The sequence below is a fragment of the Cupriavidus sp. 96C5-1 genome (assembly GCF_057798855.1).
Window position 1 is genome coordinate 99,026 of the sequence record NZ_JBYOJU010000007.1, and the last position, 15,452, is coordinate 114,477.

At 66.1% G+C, this 15,452-nt stretch carries 13 protein-coding genes; 5 read left to right on the forward strand and 8 right to left on the reverse strand.

The window, feature by feature from the left end; all coding sequences use genetic code 11:
* Positions 1–6: 6 nt before the first annotated feature.
* Complete coding sequence (locus AC3FOF_RS11240) at positions 7–1,302, reverse strand: MFS transporter (protein WP_488726621.1); 1,296 nt, start codon at positions 1,300–1,302, stop codon at positions 7–9.
* 77 nt (positions 1,303–1,379) lie between these two features.
* On the opposite strand from AC3FOF_RS11240, the gene AC3FOF_RS11245 reads away from it, so the two are divergent.
* Positions 1,380–2,378, forward strand: a complete 999-nt coding sequence (locus AC3FOF_RS11245; RefSeq protein WP_488726622.1) for a LysR substrate-binding domain-containing protein — start codon at positions 1,380–1,382, stop codon at positions 2,376–2,378.
* 33 nt (positions 2,379–2,411) lie between these two features.
* On the opposite strand, the gene AC3FOF_RS11250 is transcribed toward AC3FOF_RS11245, so the two are convergent.
* Together AC3FOF_RS11250 and AC3FOF_RS11255 are read right to left on the reverse strand one after the other, a co-directional pair.
* The gene (locus AC3FOF_RS11250) at positions 2,412–3,566 is read right to left on the reverse strand and encodes a M48 family metallopeptidase (protein ID WP_488726623.1); all 1,155 of its coding nucleotides are present in this window, start codon (positions 3,564–3,566) and stop codon (positions 2,412–2,414) included.
* A 31-nt stretch (positions 3,567–3,597) separates the two neighbouring features.
* Positions 3,598–4,608, reverse strand: coding sequence for a YjgN family protein (locus tag AC3FOF_RS11255; RefSeq protein WP_488726663.1), 1,011 nt, complete (start codon positions 4,606–4,608; stop codon positions 3,598–3,600).
* Positions 4,609–5,163: 555 nt separating this feature from the next.
* Between AC3FOF_RS11255 and AC3FOF_RS11260 the strand changes: the two genes are divergently transcribed.
* Positions 5,164–5,952 (forward strand): metallophosphoesterase, encoded by a 789-nt coding sequence (locus AC3FOF_RS11260; protein ID WP_017225481.1) that lies wholly within the window; start codon positions 5,164–5,166, stop codon positions 5,950–5,952.
* A gap of 136 nt (positions 5,953–6,088) precedes the next feature.
* On the opposite strand, the gene groL is transcribed toward AC3FOF_RS11260, so the two are convergent.
* Both groL and groES read right to left on the reverse strand, forming a co-directional pair.
* Positions 6,089–7,732: a chaperonin GroEL gene (groL, locus tag AC3FOF_RS11265; RefSeq protein WP_017225480.1), complete on the reverse strand. Its 1,644-nt coding sequence runs from the start codon at positions 7,730–7,732 to the stop codon at positions 6,089–6,091.
* Positions 7,733–7,773: 41 nt separating this feature from the next.
* Positions 7,774–8,064, reverse strand: a complete 291-nt coding sequence (groES, locus tag AC3FOF_RS11270) for a co-chaperone GroES (protein WP_017225479.1) — start codon at positions 8,062–8,064, stop codon at positions 7,774–7,776.
* Positions 8,065–9,751: 1,687 nt separating this feature from the next.
* Here groES and pstS point away from each other — a divergent pair.
* A complete protein-coding gene (gene pstS, locus AC3FOF_RS11275; protein WP_488726624.1) occupies positions 9,752–10,816 on the forward strand; it encodes a phosphate ABC transporter substrate-binding protein PstS in 1,065 nt (354 codons plus the stop codon).
* A gap of 90 nt (positions 10,817–10,906) precedes the next feature.
* Here the strand turns inward: pstS and AC3FOF_RS11280 are convergent, their stop codons facing one another.
* Positions 10,907–11,422, reverse strand: coding sequence for a hypothetical protein (locus tag AC3FOF_RS11280; protein ID WP_488726625.1), 516 nt, complete (start codon positions 11,420–11,422; stop codon positions 10,907–10,909).
* Positions 11,423–11,731: 309 nt separating this feature from the next.
* Here AC3FOF_RS11280 and AC3FOF_RS11285 point away from each other — a divergent pair, with 309 nt between their 5' ends.
* Positions 11,732–12,010, forward strand: coding sequence for a hypothetical protein (locus AC3FOF_RS11285; RefSeq protein WP_488726626.1), 279 nt, complete (start codon positions 11,732–11,734; stop codon positions 12,008–12,010).
* A 98-nt stretch (positions 12,011–12,108) separates the two neighbouring features.
* Here the strand turns inward: AC3FOF_RS11285 and AC3FOF_RS11290 are convergent, their stop codons facing one another.
* Together AC3FOF_RS11290 and AC3FOF_RS11295 are read right to left on the reverse strand one after the other, a co-directional pair.
* Positions 12,109–12,717 carry a 2OG-Fe(II) oxygenase gene (locus AC3FOF_RS11290; RefSeq protein ID WP_488726627.1) on the reverse strand — a complete coding sequence of 203 codons (609 nt, stop codon included), beginning with the start codon at positions 12,715–12,717 and terminating at the stop codon, positions 12,109–12,111.
* A gap of 226 nt (positions 12,718–12,943) precedes the next feature.
* Positions 12,944–13,228, reverse strand: a complete 285-nt coding sequence (locus AC3FOF_RS11295) for a helix-turn-helix domain-containing protein (protein WP_017225474.1) — start codon at positions 13,226–13,228, stop codon at positions 12,944–12,946.
* Between the two features lie 641 nt (positions 13,229–13,869).
* Between AC3FOF_RS11295 and AC3FOF_RS11300 the strand changes: the two genes are divergently transcribed.
* Positions 13,870–15,420, forward strand: a complete 1,551-nt coding sequence (locus AC3FOF_RS11300) for an efflux transporter outer membrane subunit (protein ID WP_488726628.1) — start codon at positions 13,870–13,872, stop codon at positions 15,418–15,420.
* Positions 15,421–15,452 lie beyond the last annotated feature (32 nt).

The following is a 15,452-nucleotide window of genomic DNA, read 5'->3' on the forward strand; positions in this document are numbered from 1 at the left end:
TGCATATCACGCGGGCTGGGCCACGGCCTTGCCGCCGCGCGCCCCCAACAGGTACCACAGCGCGGCCAGCACCTGCAGCGCCACCAGCCCGGTCCATACCGCCAGGTGCGCCGCCTTCGGATACCGGCCCGCATCGGCCGGCCAGAGATCCAGCACCATGCCGATGCCGATCTGGCAGGCGAAGGTGGAAAGGAAGACCGTCAGCGTCAGCGCCGTGGTGGCGCGCCCGATCAGGGCATCGGGAAAGCTGCGCGCCAGCACCGCATAAGCCAGGATGCCGCTCGAACCGAACACCCCGTACGCCGCCCAGAGCAGGACTGGCGGCAGCGGCACGCCGGCCATGATCAGGCACTGGATGCCGATGAAACCGCACATGCCGGCACCGGCGAAGGCGTACAGGCTCACGCCGGCACGCTCGAGATGGCGCGCCGCCCAGCCGGCGCATACGCAGCCACCCATCATGGCAAAGCCGATCACCGACACCAGCCGCGCGCTCTGCTCCGGCGTGTGCCCGCCCACATCGCGCAGGAAGGCCCCAACCCACAAGGTCTGCACCGACAGGAAGATGCCCTGGTTGAGCAACGTGAGCGGCACCACCCGCAGGAAGCGCGCATTGCGGAATACCTGCACCGTGCCGCGCAACTGCTCGCGCAGGCTTTGCTTGCCGGCACGCCCGGCTTCCGGCGCACCGAACCACAGCAGGCCCGCCATCGCCAGCGTCACCGCGGCGAGGCCGTAGCTGACCGAGCGCCAGTCCGTCCAGGACAGCAGCCAACCCAGCGGCGCGCCCACCGCCACGGCACCCAGCCCGCCGATGGCCATCACCACACCGTTGAGCAAGGGCATGCGCGAGAGCGGAAACCAGATCGAGAGCGCCTGGATGGCCGCGCCCAGGCAGACCGAAACGCCCACGCCGATCAGCAGGCGGCCCGCCGCCAGCGCCGCCATATTGGCCGCCGAGGCAAACACCAGCGCGCCGGCCACCGCCACCAGCAGCAGCACGGCCTCGGTACGGCGTGGACCGAAGCGGTCGAGCAACAGCCCGGCCGGCAATTGCGCACAGGCAAAGCCAAGGAAATAAAAGCTGGTCAGCACGCCCAGATCGGCAGCGCCCAGGCCCATCTCGCGGATCAGGTGCGGCGCGAAGCCGAGATTGACGCCCCGGAAAATATAGGAAACCAGGAAGCCGAGCGAGAAAATGCAGAGCACGCGCCAGCGCGCGGCGGCATGCGAAGGCTCGCCGGCCCGTGGCGCGGGCAAGGACGGCGTTGCTGGGGAGGAAGGCGTATTGGCTGAAGTCATGTTCGCATTGTCGCCAGTCCCGGTGCGCGACACCAACGAAAGATACCTGCCGCAATTGTGAGTAGAATTTGACGGCAATGACCCTCCGACACCCTAAGCGCTCCGGCGCCGGCCTTCACGCCGAACCGGCTGAACCGACTGAGCCGGCCGGGCCGGCAGAACCAGCCCACCCGCATCGCCTCCCGCACCTGCCCGCGCTGCAGGCGCTGCGCGCCCTTGAAGCCGCCGCCCGCCACCGCAGCTTCTCGCGTGCCGCGGAGGAACTCGCCCTGACCCACAGCGCCATCAGCCACCATATCCGCGCACTGGAAGACAAGCTCGGCAGCAAGCTGTTCCAGCGCGCCGGCCACCTGATGGTGCCCACCAATGTGGGCGCGCGGCTGGCGGAGCGGATACGCGACGGGCTCGGCGAGCTGGAGGATGGCCTGCGCGAGGCCAGCAATGGCGGCGCCCCGCAAGTGGTACGGCTGGAAGTCAGCGTCATGGCCGACCTCGCCAATGCCTGGCTGATCCGCCGCCTGCCGAGCCTGCACGAAGCCCTGCCCGGGCTCGACCTGCACCTGCGCCTGCACACCGAGATCTCCCCGCCCGATCCCTATTCGGTGGACGTGGGCATCTGGCACCAGCGTGTCGACCTGCCCGGCTTTGCCTGCCATAACCTGATCGAGGACCACGTGATCGCGGTGGCCAGCCCGGCGTTGCTGGCACGCTACCCCGGTTTCACGATGGACGACCTGCCGCGCATGCCGATGCTGCGCTTCGCCCTGCGGCCCTGGCGGGACTGGCTGGAAAGCGCCGGCCTGCCCGGCGCCGAACCCGAGCGCGGGCCGATCTTCCAGGATGCGGGCATGATGCTGCAGTCGGCAGTGGCAGGGCTTGGCGTGGCCACCGCGCGCCTGCAGCTGGCCCGCGACTACATTGCCAGCGGCGAGCTGGTGCAGATCGGCACCACGCGCATTCCGTCCAGCCTGCACTACTGGGTCACCTGGCGCGAAAACAGTCCCCGCGAGAAGGCGATCCAGCAGTTCCACGGCTGGTTGCAAGGCCAGGTGGCGATCTCGGAGACCGGCACCTGACCCTGCGGTGCGCTGACGGGCGCCTGCGGTCCGCTAGCGGCCCGCCGCGCGCAGCGCCTCGATGCGCTCGCGCGTCAGCGGATGGGTCGAGAAGAAACTCCCGCTCTCGTCTTCGTCCTCCGCGGCACGGCGGCCGCGCCGCTCCCGCTTGGTCTCCCGCTCGCCCGGCGCGGCCGAGGCGCCGGCTTCCTGCCCTGGGGGAGCCTTGGCGGCCGGGTCGTCCGGCTGCTGGTGAGCAGCCTCCAGCGCTTCCAGCACATCGGCGAAGGCCGACACCGGCAAATGGTTGCGCTGCATGACCTCCACCGCATAGGCATCCGCCGCGCGCTCGTGGTCGCGCGAATAGCGCAGCGTCAGGATGGCGGCCGGCACCCCTGCCAGCACACTGGAATAATCGCCGAAGAAATAAGCGGCCAGCGCGCCCACCGCCGAGGCCTGCAGTATCTGCTGCAAGCCATGGCGCTGGGCCACATGCCCCGCCTCGTGGGCCAGCACACCCATCAGGCCGGGGCCGGACCCGGCCAGCTTCACCAGCTCGTCGGTGACCACGATGGTGCCGCCCGGCAACGCCAGCGCGTTGGCCCCGAGGCGGCCGCCCTGGCGGAACAGGATGAGGTAGCGGTGACCCGGATCGGGCGGGCGCGCCAGTGCCGCGAAGTCGGCGCGAATGCGCTCCTGCTGCGCCCGCGGCAGCGCCGAGGGCTGGAGCAGGCCATTGTCGAGACTGCTCAAGGTGGCGTCGCCAAGCCGTGCCTCCAGCGCCGGCGGCACGCTGCGCGCCACCATGCCGGCGCCCCACGGCAGTACCACGAAGTACCCCAGCACCAGCACCGCGACCAGGCCCAGCACCGACAGCGCCGCCAGGCGCCAGCTGTTCTGCGCCCGCACCACCCAGCCCTCGCGGTGGCCGCCGGCGGCCAGCAGCCCGGCAAAGCCGGCGTGATCGCTCACCTCGCAGAAGGCGCCGTCGGCAAAGGTCACCAGGCGCGGCGCGCGCTTGACCCGCTCGGAGACGCGCAGCGACGCCAGCGGCGCGCGGCGCAGCACCCCGCCGTTGGCTTCGCGCAGCACCGCGTCGCGGCCTTCGATGGACAGCTTGACGGCGTGGGCACGCGACGAGCGGCCGTCGAAATAAGTGGCGGCGACCGCAGCGGGATGGGCTGGGACGGCTTCGGGAAGATCCTGCATCAGGGCCTCGATATGGAAGTGACCGGCACGCTCAGAGTGCGATATCGATGTCGTACCAGTCCACCGCGGCATCGCCGAGCGCACCGACCTGCTGCGTTTCGCCAGCCACGAAGGCATCCAGCGGCGCCGCAGCCAGCATGGTCATGGATTCGATGCGGTAACGCATCGAGCGCACCCGCGCGAACGGCAGGAACAGTCCCAGCGTCAGCACATTGGCGATCATATTGGTCACGAAGATGAAAAGCAGGCGGCTCGCCTTGACCTCGCTGCGAAAGGCGTGCGGTGCCAGCGTGGTGTGGTTCCACACCAGGTTCTGCAGCCTTGCCATGAAGAAGGGGCCGACTGCCAGCAGCGCGATATAGAAGCCGATCACGGCGGCAACGGCGGAGGCTGCGGACGGCGAGGCGACACCCGCGCTCATCTGTGCCCCCAGCAGGCTGCCGGCCAGCGCCGTCAATGCCACCACCGCCACCATCATGCCGAAGGCGCGCAGGTAGACGCCGTAGAAGCCGCCCGCAGTCGCACTGATGCCGAACGGTGCCGTGCCAAAACGGGTGTTGTCATGCTGGTACTGCTTGAAGCGCTGGTGCGCCAGCGGCGCCAGCGCATACAGCGTGAGCACCGTCAGCACCGGCCACAGCAGGAACACCTTGTAGGCCTGGGCATCGCCGCCCGTGAAGGCGAAGCGCAAGCCACGGTAGCTCGAGTTGGCCATGCGGAAACGCAGCGAGCGCACCAACAATAGCGGAAACACTGCCGCGAGGGCCAGCCCCAGGGCGAGCGCCAGCAACAGCGAGACATGGCTGCTGAGCTGGAACAGCATGGCCATGCCGAAGACAATGGCGCGCCCCTTGAGGATGGCCGTAGCCCGGCCGTGGTAGTCGAAGCTGGCACCGTCCAAGCGGGTGTTGCGATAAAAGTACTGCATCGTGCGCACCTTGGCCCACGCAGAGTAAATGCCCAGCGTGACGATAGTCAGCAGCGCATTGACGATCCAGATGCGGAAATACTCCGAACCCGAACCGATGAACTCGAAACGCATCGGACGCGGCGACGCGGCAGCGGCCGGCACCGCGGGCGTTGCGAGCGGTGGCGCCAGGAAGGTGTTGTTATCTTCTTGTTGCATTGTGTTTATCCCCTGAAGACTGCAATTTGGCGGCGTTCCCGCTCGGCCGATGATCAGTGCAATGCGCGACGATATCGCTTTCGCTCCACTTCCGCGAGCAATGTATCAAAAATGCAAGCAAATCGATCGTAGGCGGCGGCATTTTAAGAAAGTTCTGGCCCCATCCAACAAGCCGAGCCTCCTCCAGCCCAATGTGAACCAGCCAACATCCGCCCCTTCAGGACTTGTGGACCAAGAAGCTGGAACAATCGGGCAAAACGCTCGCAAGACGTGGGCTGCCCGAGGAAGGCTGGGAAGCCGCCCCGCTTCGGACCCGCTTCATGCATGCTGCGTGGTCGTGGCGGAGCAACGCGCCGCACGGGGAGAACGCGGCAAGGGCCGGGCCGGGCGGAACAATACCGATTGGGTAGAATCCATGCAGACCAACGACGCGCCCCTGCGCAGGCGGCGCAGACCGCATGGAGACATCCGATGAAGCTTCGCATCCTCAGTGACCTGCACCTCGAGCACCACATGCCGGCATCGTTGCCGGCATGCGCCGCCGATCTGGTGGTGCTGGCCGGCGATATCGCCAACGGCCGCGCCGGCGTGGACTGGGCTGCGCGCAACTTTCCCGGGCCGGTGGTCTACGTGCCCGGCAACCATGAGTACTACGAAAGCTCCTTCGAGCAGGTCGATGCGCTGATGACGGAAGCAGCACGGGCTGCGCCTAACGTGCACGTCCTGAACGGAGCCGTCGCGCATTTTGACAATCCGGCCGGCGAACCGGTACGCGTGATCGGCACCACCTGGTGGACGGACTATGCTCTCTTCGGCGCCGACCGGCGCGAGGCATCGATGCTCGCCTGCGCCGGTGTCATGATCGACCATCGCCTGATCGAGATCGCGGACGGAGACGGCCGCAAGCGCCGGTTCACCACAGCCGACGCGCTGGCGCGGCACCAGGCGGCCAGTGACTGGCTGGCGGCGCAGCTCGCCACGCCCTTCGCCGGCAAGACGGTGGTGGTGACCCACCACGCCCCCGATCTTGGCAGCCTGGACCCGCGCTTCTCCCACGACCTGGTCTCGAGCGGCTTTATCTCGCGCCGACCCGATCTGGTCGCGCAGGCCGACCTTTGGATCCATGGCCACACCCACACCGGCTTCGACTATCGGCTCGACAACGCGCGCGTGGTTTGCAACCCGCGAGGATATGTGCATCGCAAGAGCGGCGAACTGGAAAACCCCGCCTTCGACTGGCGCTACACGGTAGAACTCTGAGCCAGGCCCTGCCAGGCACGGATACGGATAGGAAAACAAAAACCCCCGCCGGCTCGCGCCAGCGGGGGTTTTTGCTACTACGGGTGATGCGGGTGATGCGGGTATGGCAGGCCGCGTGACCGGCGGCCCGGCAGATTTACATCATGCCGTCCATACCGCCCATGCCGCCCATGCCGCCCGGCATTGCCGGAGCCGATTCGTCCTTCGGCAGTTCTGCCACGGCGCAATCCGTGGTCAGCATCAGCGAAGCGACCGATGCAGCGTTCTGCAGCGCGGTGCGGGTCACCTTGGTCGGGTCCAGCACGCCCATTTCCACCAGGTCACCGTACTCGCCGCTGGCGGCGTTGTAGCCGAAGTTGCCCTTGCCGTCGATGACCTTGGCCACCACGACCGAAGCTTCTTCACCAGCGTTCAGCACGATCTGGCGCAGCGGCTCTTCCATGGCGCGCAGCACGATCTTGATGCCCGCGTTCTGGTCGGCGTTGTCGCCGGTCAGGCCAGCGATGGCAGCGCGAGCGCGCAGCAGGGCCACACCGCCGCCGGGGACGATACCTTCTTCCACGGCTGCACGGGTTGCGTGGAGTGCATCTTCCACACGTGCCTTCTTTTCCTTCATTTCGACTTCGGTGGCAGCGCCAACCTTGATCACTGCAACGCCGCCGGCCAGCTTGGCCACGCGTTCCTGCAGCTTTTCACGGTCGTAGTCCGAGGTCGCTTCTTCGATCTGGGCACGGATTTGCTTCACGCGTGCTTCGATCGAGGCTGCGTCGCCGGCGCCGTCGATGATGATGGTGTTTTCCTTGCCGATTTCGATGCGCTTGGCTTGACCCAGTTCCTGCAGGGTTGCCTTTTCCAGCGTCAGGCCGATTTCTTCGGCGATCACTGCACCGCCGGTCAGGATGGCGATGTCTTCCAGCATGGCCTTGCGGCGGTCGCCGAAGCCCGGAGCCTTGACGGCGGCGGTCTTCAGGATGCCACGGATGTTGTTCACCACCAGGGTCGCCAGGGCTTCGCCTTCGACGTCTTCAGCGATGATCAGCAGCGGGCGGCCCGACTTGGCCACTTGTTCCAGCACCGGCAGCAGATCGCGGATGTTCGAGATCTTCTTGTCGAACAGCAGGACGAACGGGTTCTCCAGGGCAACAACCTGCTTTTCCTGGTTGTTGATGAAGTACGGCGACAGGTAGCCGCGGTCGAACTGCATGCCTTCCACGACTTCCAGCTCGTCGGCCAGCGACTTGCCGTCTTCCACGGTGATCACGCCTTCCTTGCCGACCTTGTCCATCGCTTCGGCGATCAGCTTGCCGATCACTTCGTCGCTGTTGGCGGAGATCGAGCCGACCTGGGCGATTTCCTTGCTGGTGGTGGTGGTCTTGGTCAGCTTCTTCAGCTCTTCGACCGCATTCACCACAGCCTTGTCGATGCCACGCTTCAGGTCCATCGGGTTCATGCCGGCGGCAACGTACTTCATGCCTTCGCGCACGATCGACTGGGCCAGCACGGTTGCGGTGGTGGTACCGTCACCGGCGTTGTCGCTGGTCTTGGAAGCCACTTCCTTGACCATTTGCGCGCCCATGTTCTGCAGCTTGTCCTTCAGCTCGATTTCCTTGGCCACGGACACACCGTCCTTGGTCACGGTCGGGCCGCCGAAGCTGCGCTCCAGCACGACGTTGCGACCCTTCGGGCCCAGGGTAACCTTCACTGCGTTGGCGAGAATGTTCACGCCTTCGACCATCTTGGCGCGGGCGGCGTCGCCGAATACTACGTCTTTAGCTGCCATGTTCTGAATCTCCTAAATCTGTACGAGTCGGGGTGCGTGGATTACTTGTTCACCACGGCCATGATGTCTTCTTCGCGCATGACCAGCAGTTCCTGGCCATCCACCTTCACGGCCTGGCCGGCATACTTGCCGAACAGCACGCGGTCACCCACCTTGACGTCGAGCGCGATCGAAGCACCCTTGTCATCCTTCTTGCCGGGGCCCACGGCCAGCACTTCACCTTGATCAGGCTTTTCGGCAGCGTTGTCGGGAATCACGATGCCGGAAGCGGTCTTGGTTTCATTGTCCAGACGCTTCACGATCACGCGGTCGTGCAAAGGACGCAGATTCATACGGACTCCTTGGTACAAAAAAGTGATTTTAGGTTCACAAAATTGGCCGCCAGCACTGACGGCCAGCAGAATTAGTACGCTAGGCGAGGTCTGTTAGCACTCATGCCCAACGAGTGCTAATTATAGGGACGGGGGTTTACGTTTTCAAGTCGGCAACTTGATACGTGTTTACCCTCTAACATCGATATTCGTTGCCAGCACCGGGCCCGACGGTGGATTCGGAGCACCCCGGATGTCGAAACAACGGGGCGGCGCGAGAAGGAAAATGCCGGTGCAGGCAGAGAAAGAGACCCCTTCCCGCTGCGGCCCTATCACGCGGGCTGCGCCAGCGTGCCGGCACCTGCAGCCGGGCACCAGCGGCACAACGACGGTGTGCTCCCCTTGGCACTTGGGTGTCTTCCGCGCGAAACAATACGCGGATATAGTCAGCCTTGCACCGGGATCGGGCTGATAAGTCTGGAATGCCAATGCCCACGGCGCCCTGCAAGGGGTAGGCGTGACGGGATCCCGAGGGGCCACCTGCAGACCCTGCCTATCCCATGCGCATCTGAGAATGCCAGGGTTGGGATCTGCAGCCGGCGCTGGATCGCGGGGATAGGAGCCATCATGCTGATGGCTCTTTTTGTTTGGCCTGGCGCTGTCAGGTGTCCGCCGGGAACGCGCCATCCCCCAGCACCCAGAAATCTGGCATATCCCGGCCGGGGCTTTGCAGCACCAGCATGTGGCCGCACTTCCTGCACTGGTAGGCGTGCGCGGTTGCGCCTTCACGCGGGGACAGGTCCGGCGCTTTTTCAAGATCCGGGTGGGGCGGCAGGTGTCCTGGCCTGCCGGCTTGGCCTTTGCATCGATCGCACGGCAACATTTGCGCACCTCATCATGATTGCTCGACGCAGCCATGATTCTTTGAATGATCAGGATGGATGGCTGCCTGATGGGCCCCGACGGGAATTCACCTGCAGGACCCTGGATACAGCAGCAATATCCACTCGGGCCCGCGGGCGCATGGCCCTGATCCTGCGCACCATGGCGAGCTTGCCCGTCGTCCCTGGCAAGCCAAGCTTTCCGAGTCTCACATCGACTGCTGCGTCGCACAATTAATTATATGCGCCATACCGCATCTTGAGCCAGGAAGGCTAAAATCCGGAAATCATGCAGCGCGGCATGAACGCCCTCCCGCCCCGCATTCCCGAACCTCGGAGAGACTCAGGCGAGCACGCCGGCTCAGCCGGATAGCGGGGCGGACTTGCCTGCCACGATGCCGGTTCCCTGGCGCGCGGTCGTGATCTCATAGGACGGCGGCAACGGCGCCCCGCCCGGGGCCGCTTCCCGCGGGGATTCGGCAACGGGTACCGTAACGATGGCGAATACCGATAACGGGCACCAGAAAAGCGACCTGAAGAGGCTCATACAGCGATTGACGATGCCGCCGGCAAGATTCGGTGGAAACACTCGGCAGCGGACGGCTGTGCATCACGCAAGACACCTTCCGGTGCGTGTGCCTCGCCGTGCTCAAGCCATCCGCGTCAAGATGAAGATTGCGTAGCCATCTTAACGACCGCCCGAGGCCAATGGTTGAGACTGTCATCAACTATTCACGAAGCGCGCGAGCGGGATGCTGCCGCGAATCGCGTGCAGGGCTTATACAATCGCGCTCGCCCAACATGCTCTCGCCCTCCTGCTCATGCCCATGTCCAAAAACCTCGTATTCGCCACCCTGGTGTTGACCGGCTGCTTCGCCGGCGGTGCCTCGGCCGACATCCTTGGCGCCGGTTCGACCGCCGCAGCGCCGGTCTATCGCGTATGGGCCGCAGCCTACAAGAACGCCACCGGCGCAGCCATCAAGTACGATGCAGTGGGCTCGGGCGAAGGCATCAGGCGCATTCGCGAGGGACAGGTCGATTTCGGCGCATCGGATGTGCCCATGCCCGAGCCAGAAGCGAAAAAGGCGGGCCTGGTCTTTGTCCCGTCCGTGGTGACGGCGGCGGTGCCGGTAGTCAACCTCCCCGCGCTCCCGCCGGGGAGGCTGAAACTGACCGGCGAACTGCTGGCAGGCATTTTCCAGGGGAAACTGGAATACTGGGATGCGCCCGAGATCCGCGCGCTGAATCCGGGCGTCACGCTTCCGAAGCTGCCGATCAGGCCGGTGGTGCGCGCCGACGGCTCCGGCACGACCTATCACTTCAGCGACTACCTGAGCGCAGTCAGCGGCGAATGGAAGACCGCCTTTGGTGCGCGGTCCACCCTGCCCTGGCCTGCGGGCTTCACCGCCGTGCGGGGCAGCGCGGAAGTGGTCAAGGCGGTACAGAACGTGGCCGGCGCAATCGGCTATGTGGATTACAACTATGTACTGGAAGGCAACCTGAACGCCGTCCAGCTGCGCAATGCCGCGGGGCGATTCGTATCGGCGCAGGTCGGCGGATTCCGCGAGGCGGTCCTCCACAGCGACTGGAACCGGAAGGGCGACTTCACCGCCAGCCTGATCAACCAGCCCGGCGCTGACACCTGGCCTATCACCATGGGCACCTTCATCGCAATCCCGGCGGTGAGCAAGACCGGCACGCGCACGCTTGACGCATTGAAATTCATCACCTGGGGCTACCTCCACGGCGACGATCTCGCCCGCGACGCAAAGTTTGTCCCGCTCCCGGAGCGGGTCCAGGCCAACGCCTATCGCGAACTGGCGCGCATCACCGATGTCCATGGCGCGGCCATCGGCTTGCAGAGCATCGGCGCACAGGCTCCCCGGCAATAGCAGTCCGGGCGCCCGGCGAAAGGACCGGCAGCGGCAAGGCCCGCCCGGCCGCCCCATGCGGCAAGGGTCGGTCCGGCGCCGGCGCTATTGCTATTGCGCGGGACTGGCTTCGCGCGCTTTGCGCTTCGACGGGCGTCCGGTCTTCACGGTTTCGACTCCGCCCACGGCCGCCAGCAGCTTCTTCTCGGGCAGGGCTTCCAGCAGCTTGAGGCCGGCCCTGAGCAACTCGCTCTTCTTCACATGCGCTCCGCCGTTCAGGCACCGGCGCTTGAGTTCCGCCAGCTTTCGATAATCCCATTCGGGCATGGTGAAGCTGTCGCGCACCACTTTCTTCTTGCCACCCCCTTGGCCGCCGTTGTCCGCGCCGTTCTCCCGCGGCGCCTTCCCCGGCTTCGCGGCGGCGCCTTTCGTTGCCCCGCTCGAGGCTTTGGACTTCACAGCGGGACCGCCGGCCTTGTCAGCCGCTTCAGGCTTCCGGGCCCTCTCGGCCTTCGCGGCTTTCGCCGGCTTCGTCGTCTTCACCACCGTGGTCGCCGGCGCGCCGGCTTCGCCGTTTGCCGCGACCGGGGCGGCAGTGCGTGCCTTCCGATTTGAACCCGTTGCCATATATCCTCCGCGGAGCATTGTTTTCAGGCAAATACAGTATATATCGTTTATTCCGCGCAACTGGCAGCACGCCAGCGAGGCCGGGAGGCGGTCAACGAGGCGATGGCCGCAGCGGCAGGCGGCGCGCCTTTCGCTGCCGCACGGCGCGCACTACCATGCAAGAGAGCAGCCGCCTGGCACGCAAAGGGAAAGCCGAAGGGCGGGCCGGCAGATACCGGTGTCCATGCTGGGGCAAATGCCGGTAGATCCTCCATCCCGCGCGCGACACCAGCCCGAGCCCTCCCGTTCACGGTCACGAAGGAGCGTCCCATGACCACCCCCGATACCGCAGCCCTGCCCAGCGCCATTGACGCGTTGCGCAATGCCGTTGCACACGTCCTGGTCGATTGCACCCTCGCCGCCACCTATTGCCCGCTCAAGACCGCGCATGGCCGCACCTCCTTCGTCGACCTGATGAATGGTGTCGCACTGGAGTACCGGAGGGAGGGCATGGAGCAGGAAGCCTTGCTTGCCGAAGCCGTCGTCGCCGATTTCCTTGCCGACGCGCCAACGCGTCGCGACGCGGTTTTCCCGCCGGCCGGGGCGTGAATTCGGCCCGGTATCCGCATGCCAAGCCAAGCCAGCGCGAGCAGGCCCACCGGCGCCGGCATCATCCGGAACGGATCTGAAACGCCCCGAGGCAGCGCCTAGGCCGGATCGGTGCGGAACCAGCCGGTCAGCGCCCAGCGGGTCCGCCGGCAAGGCAGCACTTCATGCGGGATCAGGTCGCTGCGAAACACTGCCAGCCGCGCGCATTGCGGCAGCACCTGGCGCAATGCGGTGGCCTGGCCATCCGGCGGATACAGCACAAGTTCGCCGCCATCGTGCGGCTCCCACTCCGGGTTCAGATAAAGCACCAGCGAGATTTTGCGGTGCTCGGTCGCCCGGTGCTGGTCCAGGTGCTTCTTGTAGGCAGTGCCCACCGGATAGTGCGAGAAGTGAAACTCCTCGCGCTTCAGGCCAAGATAATACCGGGCATTCAAGGCCTGCCGGAACCCGGCCGCCCAGGCCTGGAAGTCCTGCGTGGCCCCGGCGACAGGCGCATCGTCCAGCCACAGGATCGAATCACCGCGGATGTCCGGATCGCGGGCGGCTTCCTGGCCCCGGCCTATCCGGGCCTGATGAAACAAGCCGCCCTCCCAGGCAGCACGGCTGTCGCGATATAGCCGCGCCACCAGGGCGGGGTCGACGAGTTCGTCGGAGACAGCCCAGCCCTGCTCTTCCAGGGCGGCAAACAAGGTTTCCAAAGCAGACATTGATACCTGATTTCAATACGGGACAACAAACAACAGGACAAGAGGCAAAGAGCGTGGCGATCGCGCGAAGCGAATGCCGGGCAATAGCATGGCATGACATGGCATCCACATGGCGCAGGGAGAGCGCGCCGGGGGCCAGGAATGTGCGCCTGTCGCGACGCGGCGTCCCAGCGCATGGCCGTGCCCGCAAGATAGCGCAAGAGCCCGGCGTGCAGCCAGCGACCGGCTACATTCCGCCGCCGTCGAGATACGCCAGCGCCAGGCTCACGGCGCGGCGGGCCTTGAGCACGTAGATCACCTGCCGGTCCCGGATGCTGAGCGACAGCACATCCGCCTGCATCAGCTCCTTGAAATAATGGCTGGCGCGCGGCAGGCTCAGTCCGGCAATGGCGGCCAGGTCGAAGGCCGGCATGCCGGCTTCGCCGGCCTCCAGCAGCGCGCGGCAGATCGCCGCGCGCGCAGGCACTGCCATCAGTGCGTAGGTCAGGGTGCTCGCTTGATCGGTCTCCATGGCTACATCTTCCTGCTTGTCGTCCTAATGTCGTTATATGTACCAGCGGGGCCGTTGAGATGCCACGGTTCACCCGCCGCGACCGCCTGACACCTACTTTCTACGCGGCAGGCAGGGCAAATGCAACCCGCGAGGGCTGGCCCGCGCACAATTACACGGGATTACAACAGGCGGCAACTGGCCGGACGGGCATCGCGACCCGGCTGGCAGCGGTCTCGCCAGCGCCGCCGCCGCAGTCCTTCCCGGCCAGCAAGCCAGTCTGCCGCATCACGGCTGCGCTTGCTCCTGGCAAGCGACGTATTTCGCCGACCGTCGCGGCAAGATACCGTAACAGTCATGCACACACCGCCAGCCGTCAGCGCCGCCGGTGTATTCCACGCACCACTTGCGAACGCCGCTGCGCCGAGAATGCCGAAAAAAGGCGCGCGACGGCGTAAACAATTGAAATACGCCGTAATGCACGGTGCATTACACAGCTTCCCGCGCCGCACTATGCTAGCGGTAGAACAGGCCGGCGCCACGCCGGCGCCGGACATGTGCGGCCGCTCGCCCCGCCGGCCCGCGCATCAACCCGCATCAACCCGCAAAACCGGCATCGCTCCAAGAAGGTCCAGCATGACCATCGCCAGTCCCTCCCACCCATGAACGCGACGTGCCTGTTCTCGCCACGCCTGCTCTGCACCGCGCTTGCCTGCGCCTGGCTACTTGGCTGCGCGGTCGGGCCCGACTACAAACGCCCCCCGGCCGACACGCCGGCGGCCTACCGCGAAGCCGTGCCCGACGATCACCAATGGAAGATAGCGGAACCGCGCCCGGTGGACCTTAGCCAGGCGTGGTGGTCCGGCTTTGGCGACCCCCGCCTCGATGCGCTCGTTGCGCAAGCCAATGCCGCCAACCAGACCCTGCGCCAGGCCGAGGCCCAATACAGGCAAGCACGCGCGCTGGCCCAGGCGGCACGCGCGGGCTTGTTCCCAACGCTTGGCGCCAACGTATCGGTGGGGCGCGCCCACACCAATACGCTGGGCGTCCAGGCGGTGTCGAACACGCACGTAGCCAATCTCGACGCTAGTTGGGAAGTCGATCTGTGGGGGCAGGTGCGGCGCAGCATCGAAGCGGCACGCGACAACGCGCAGGCCAGTGCCGCCGACCTTGCCGGCGCCCGCCTGACCATCCAGGGCGAGCTGGTGCAGGACTACATCCAGTTGCGCGTGACCGACGTGCTCAAGGATCTCTATACCCGTACCATCGCCGCCTACCAGACCTCGCTAAAGCTGACCCAGAGCCAGTTCCGCGCGGGCGTGGCGACCGAGGGCGACGTCGCGCTGGCCCAGGTGACGCTGAACGCGGCGCAGGCACAGGCGATCGATCTCGATGTGCAGCGCAGCCAGCTCGAGCACGCCATCGCGGTACTGCTGGGGCGCGCCCCGGCCGAGTTCACGCTGGCGCCCGAGGCGTTCACGATGCGCCCGCTGGCCGTGCCGCCGGGGCTGCCCTCGGCGCTGCTGGAACGCCGCCCCGACATCGCCGGCGCCGAGCGCCGCATGGCGGCAGCCAATGCCAATATCGGCGTAACGCGCGCCGCATACTATCCGTCGCTGGTGTTATCGGCGATGGGAGGTGGCAGCAGCGGCAGCCTTGCCAACTGGTTCGGTCCGCCCGGCCGGGTATGGGCGCTGGGCGCGGCACTGGCCGGCACCATTTTCGACGGCGGCCTGCGCAACGCGCAGAATGACCAGGCCGTGGCGGCCTACGACGCGGCCGTGGCCAGCTATCGGCAAACAGTGCTCGGTGGCCTGCAGGAGGTGGAGGACAACCTCTCGGCGCTGCATGTGCTCGACGAGGAAGTGGTGGTTCAGGACCACGCGGTGGAAGCCGCCCGCGTAGCCGAACGCGTGAGCCTGGCGCAGTACCGGGCCGGCACCGCATCTTATCTTTCGGTGGTAACAGCCCAGGCTCTCTCACTGTCTAACGAGCGAACCGCTATCCAGCTGCGTGGCCGGGAGCTGGCCGCCAGCGTCGCGCTGATCAAGGCGATCGGCGGCGGCTGGCACAGCGATGCGCTGGCTGTCGCCGGCCGCGCCGGCACCCCGGGCCCTGCCGCCTCGCCAACCGCCGAGCTTGCGATGCCCGCCATGCCCAGTCCGCCCTCCGCTGCCGGCATCGGTGGCCGGGGCGTCCCAGTCCAACCCTGATTTGCATCGGCAGACCATTTACCAAGGCTTTC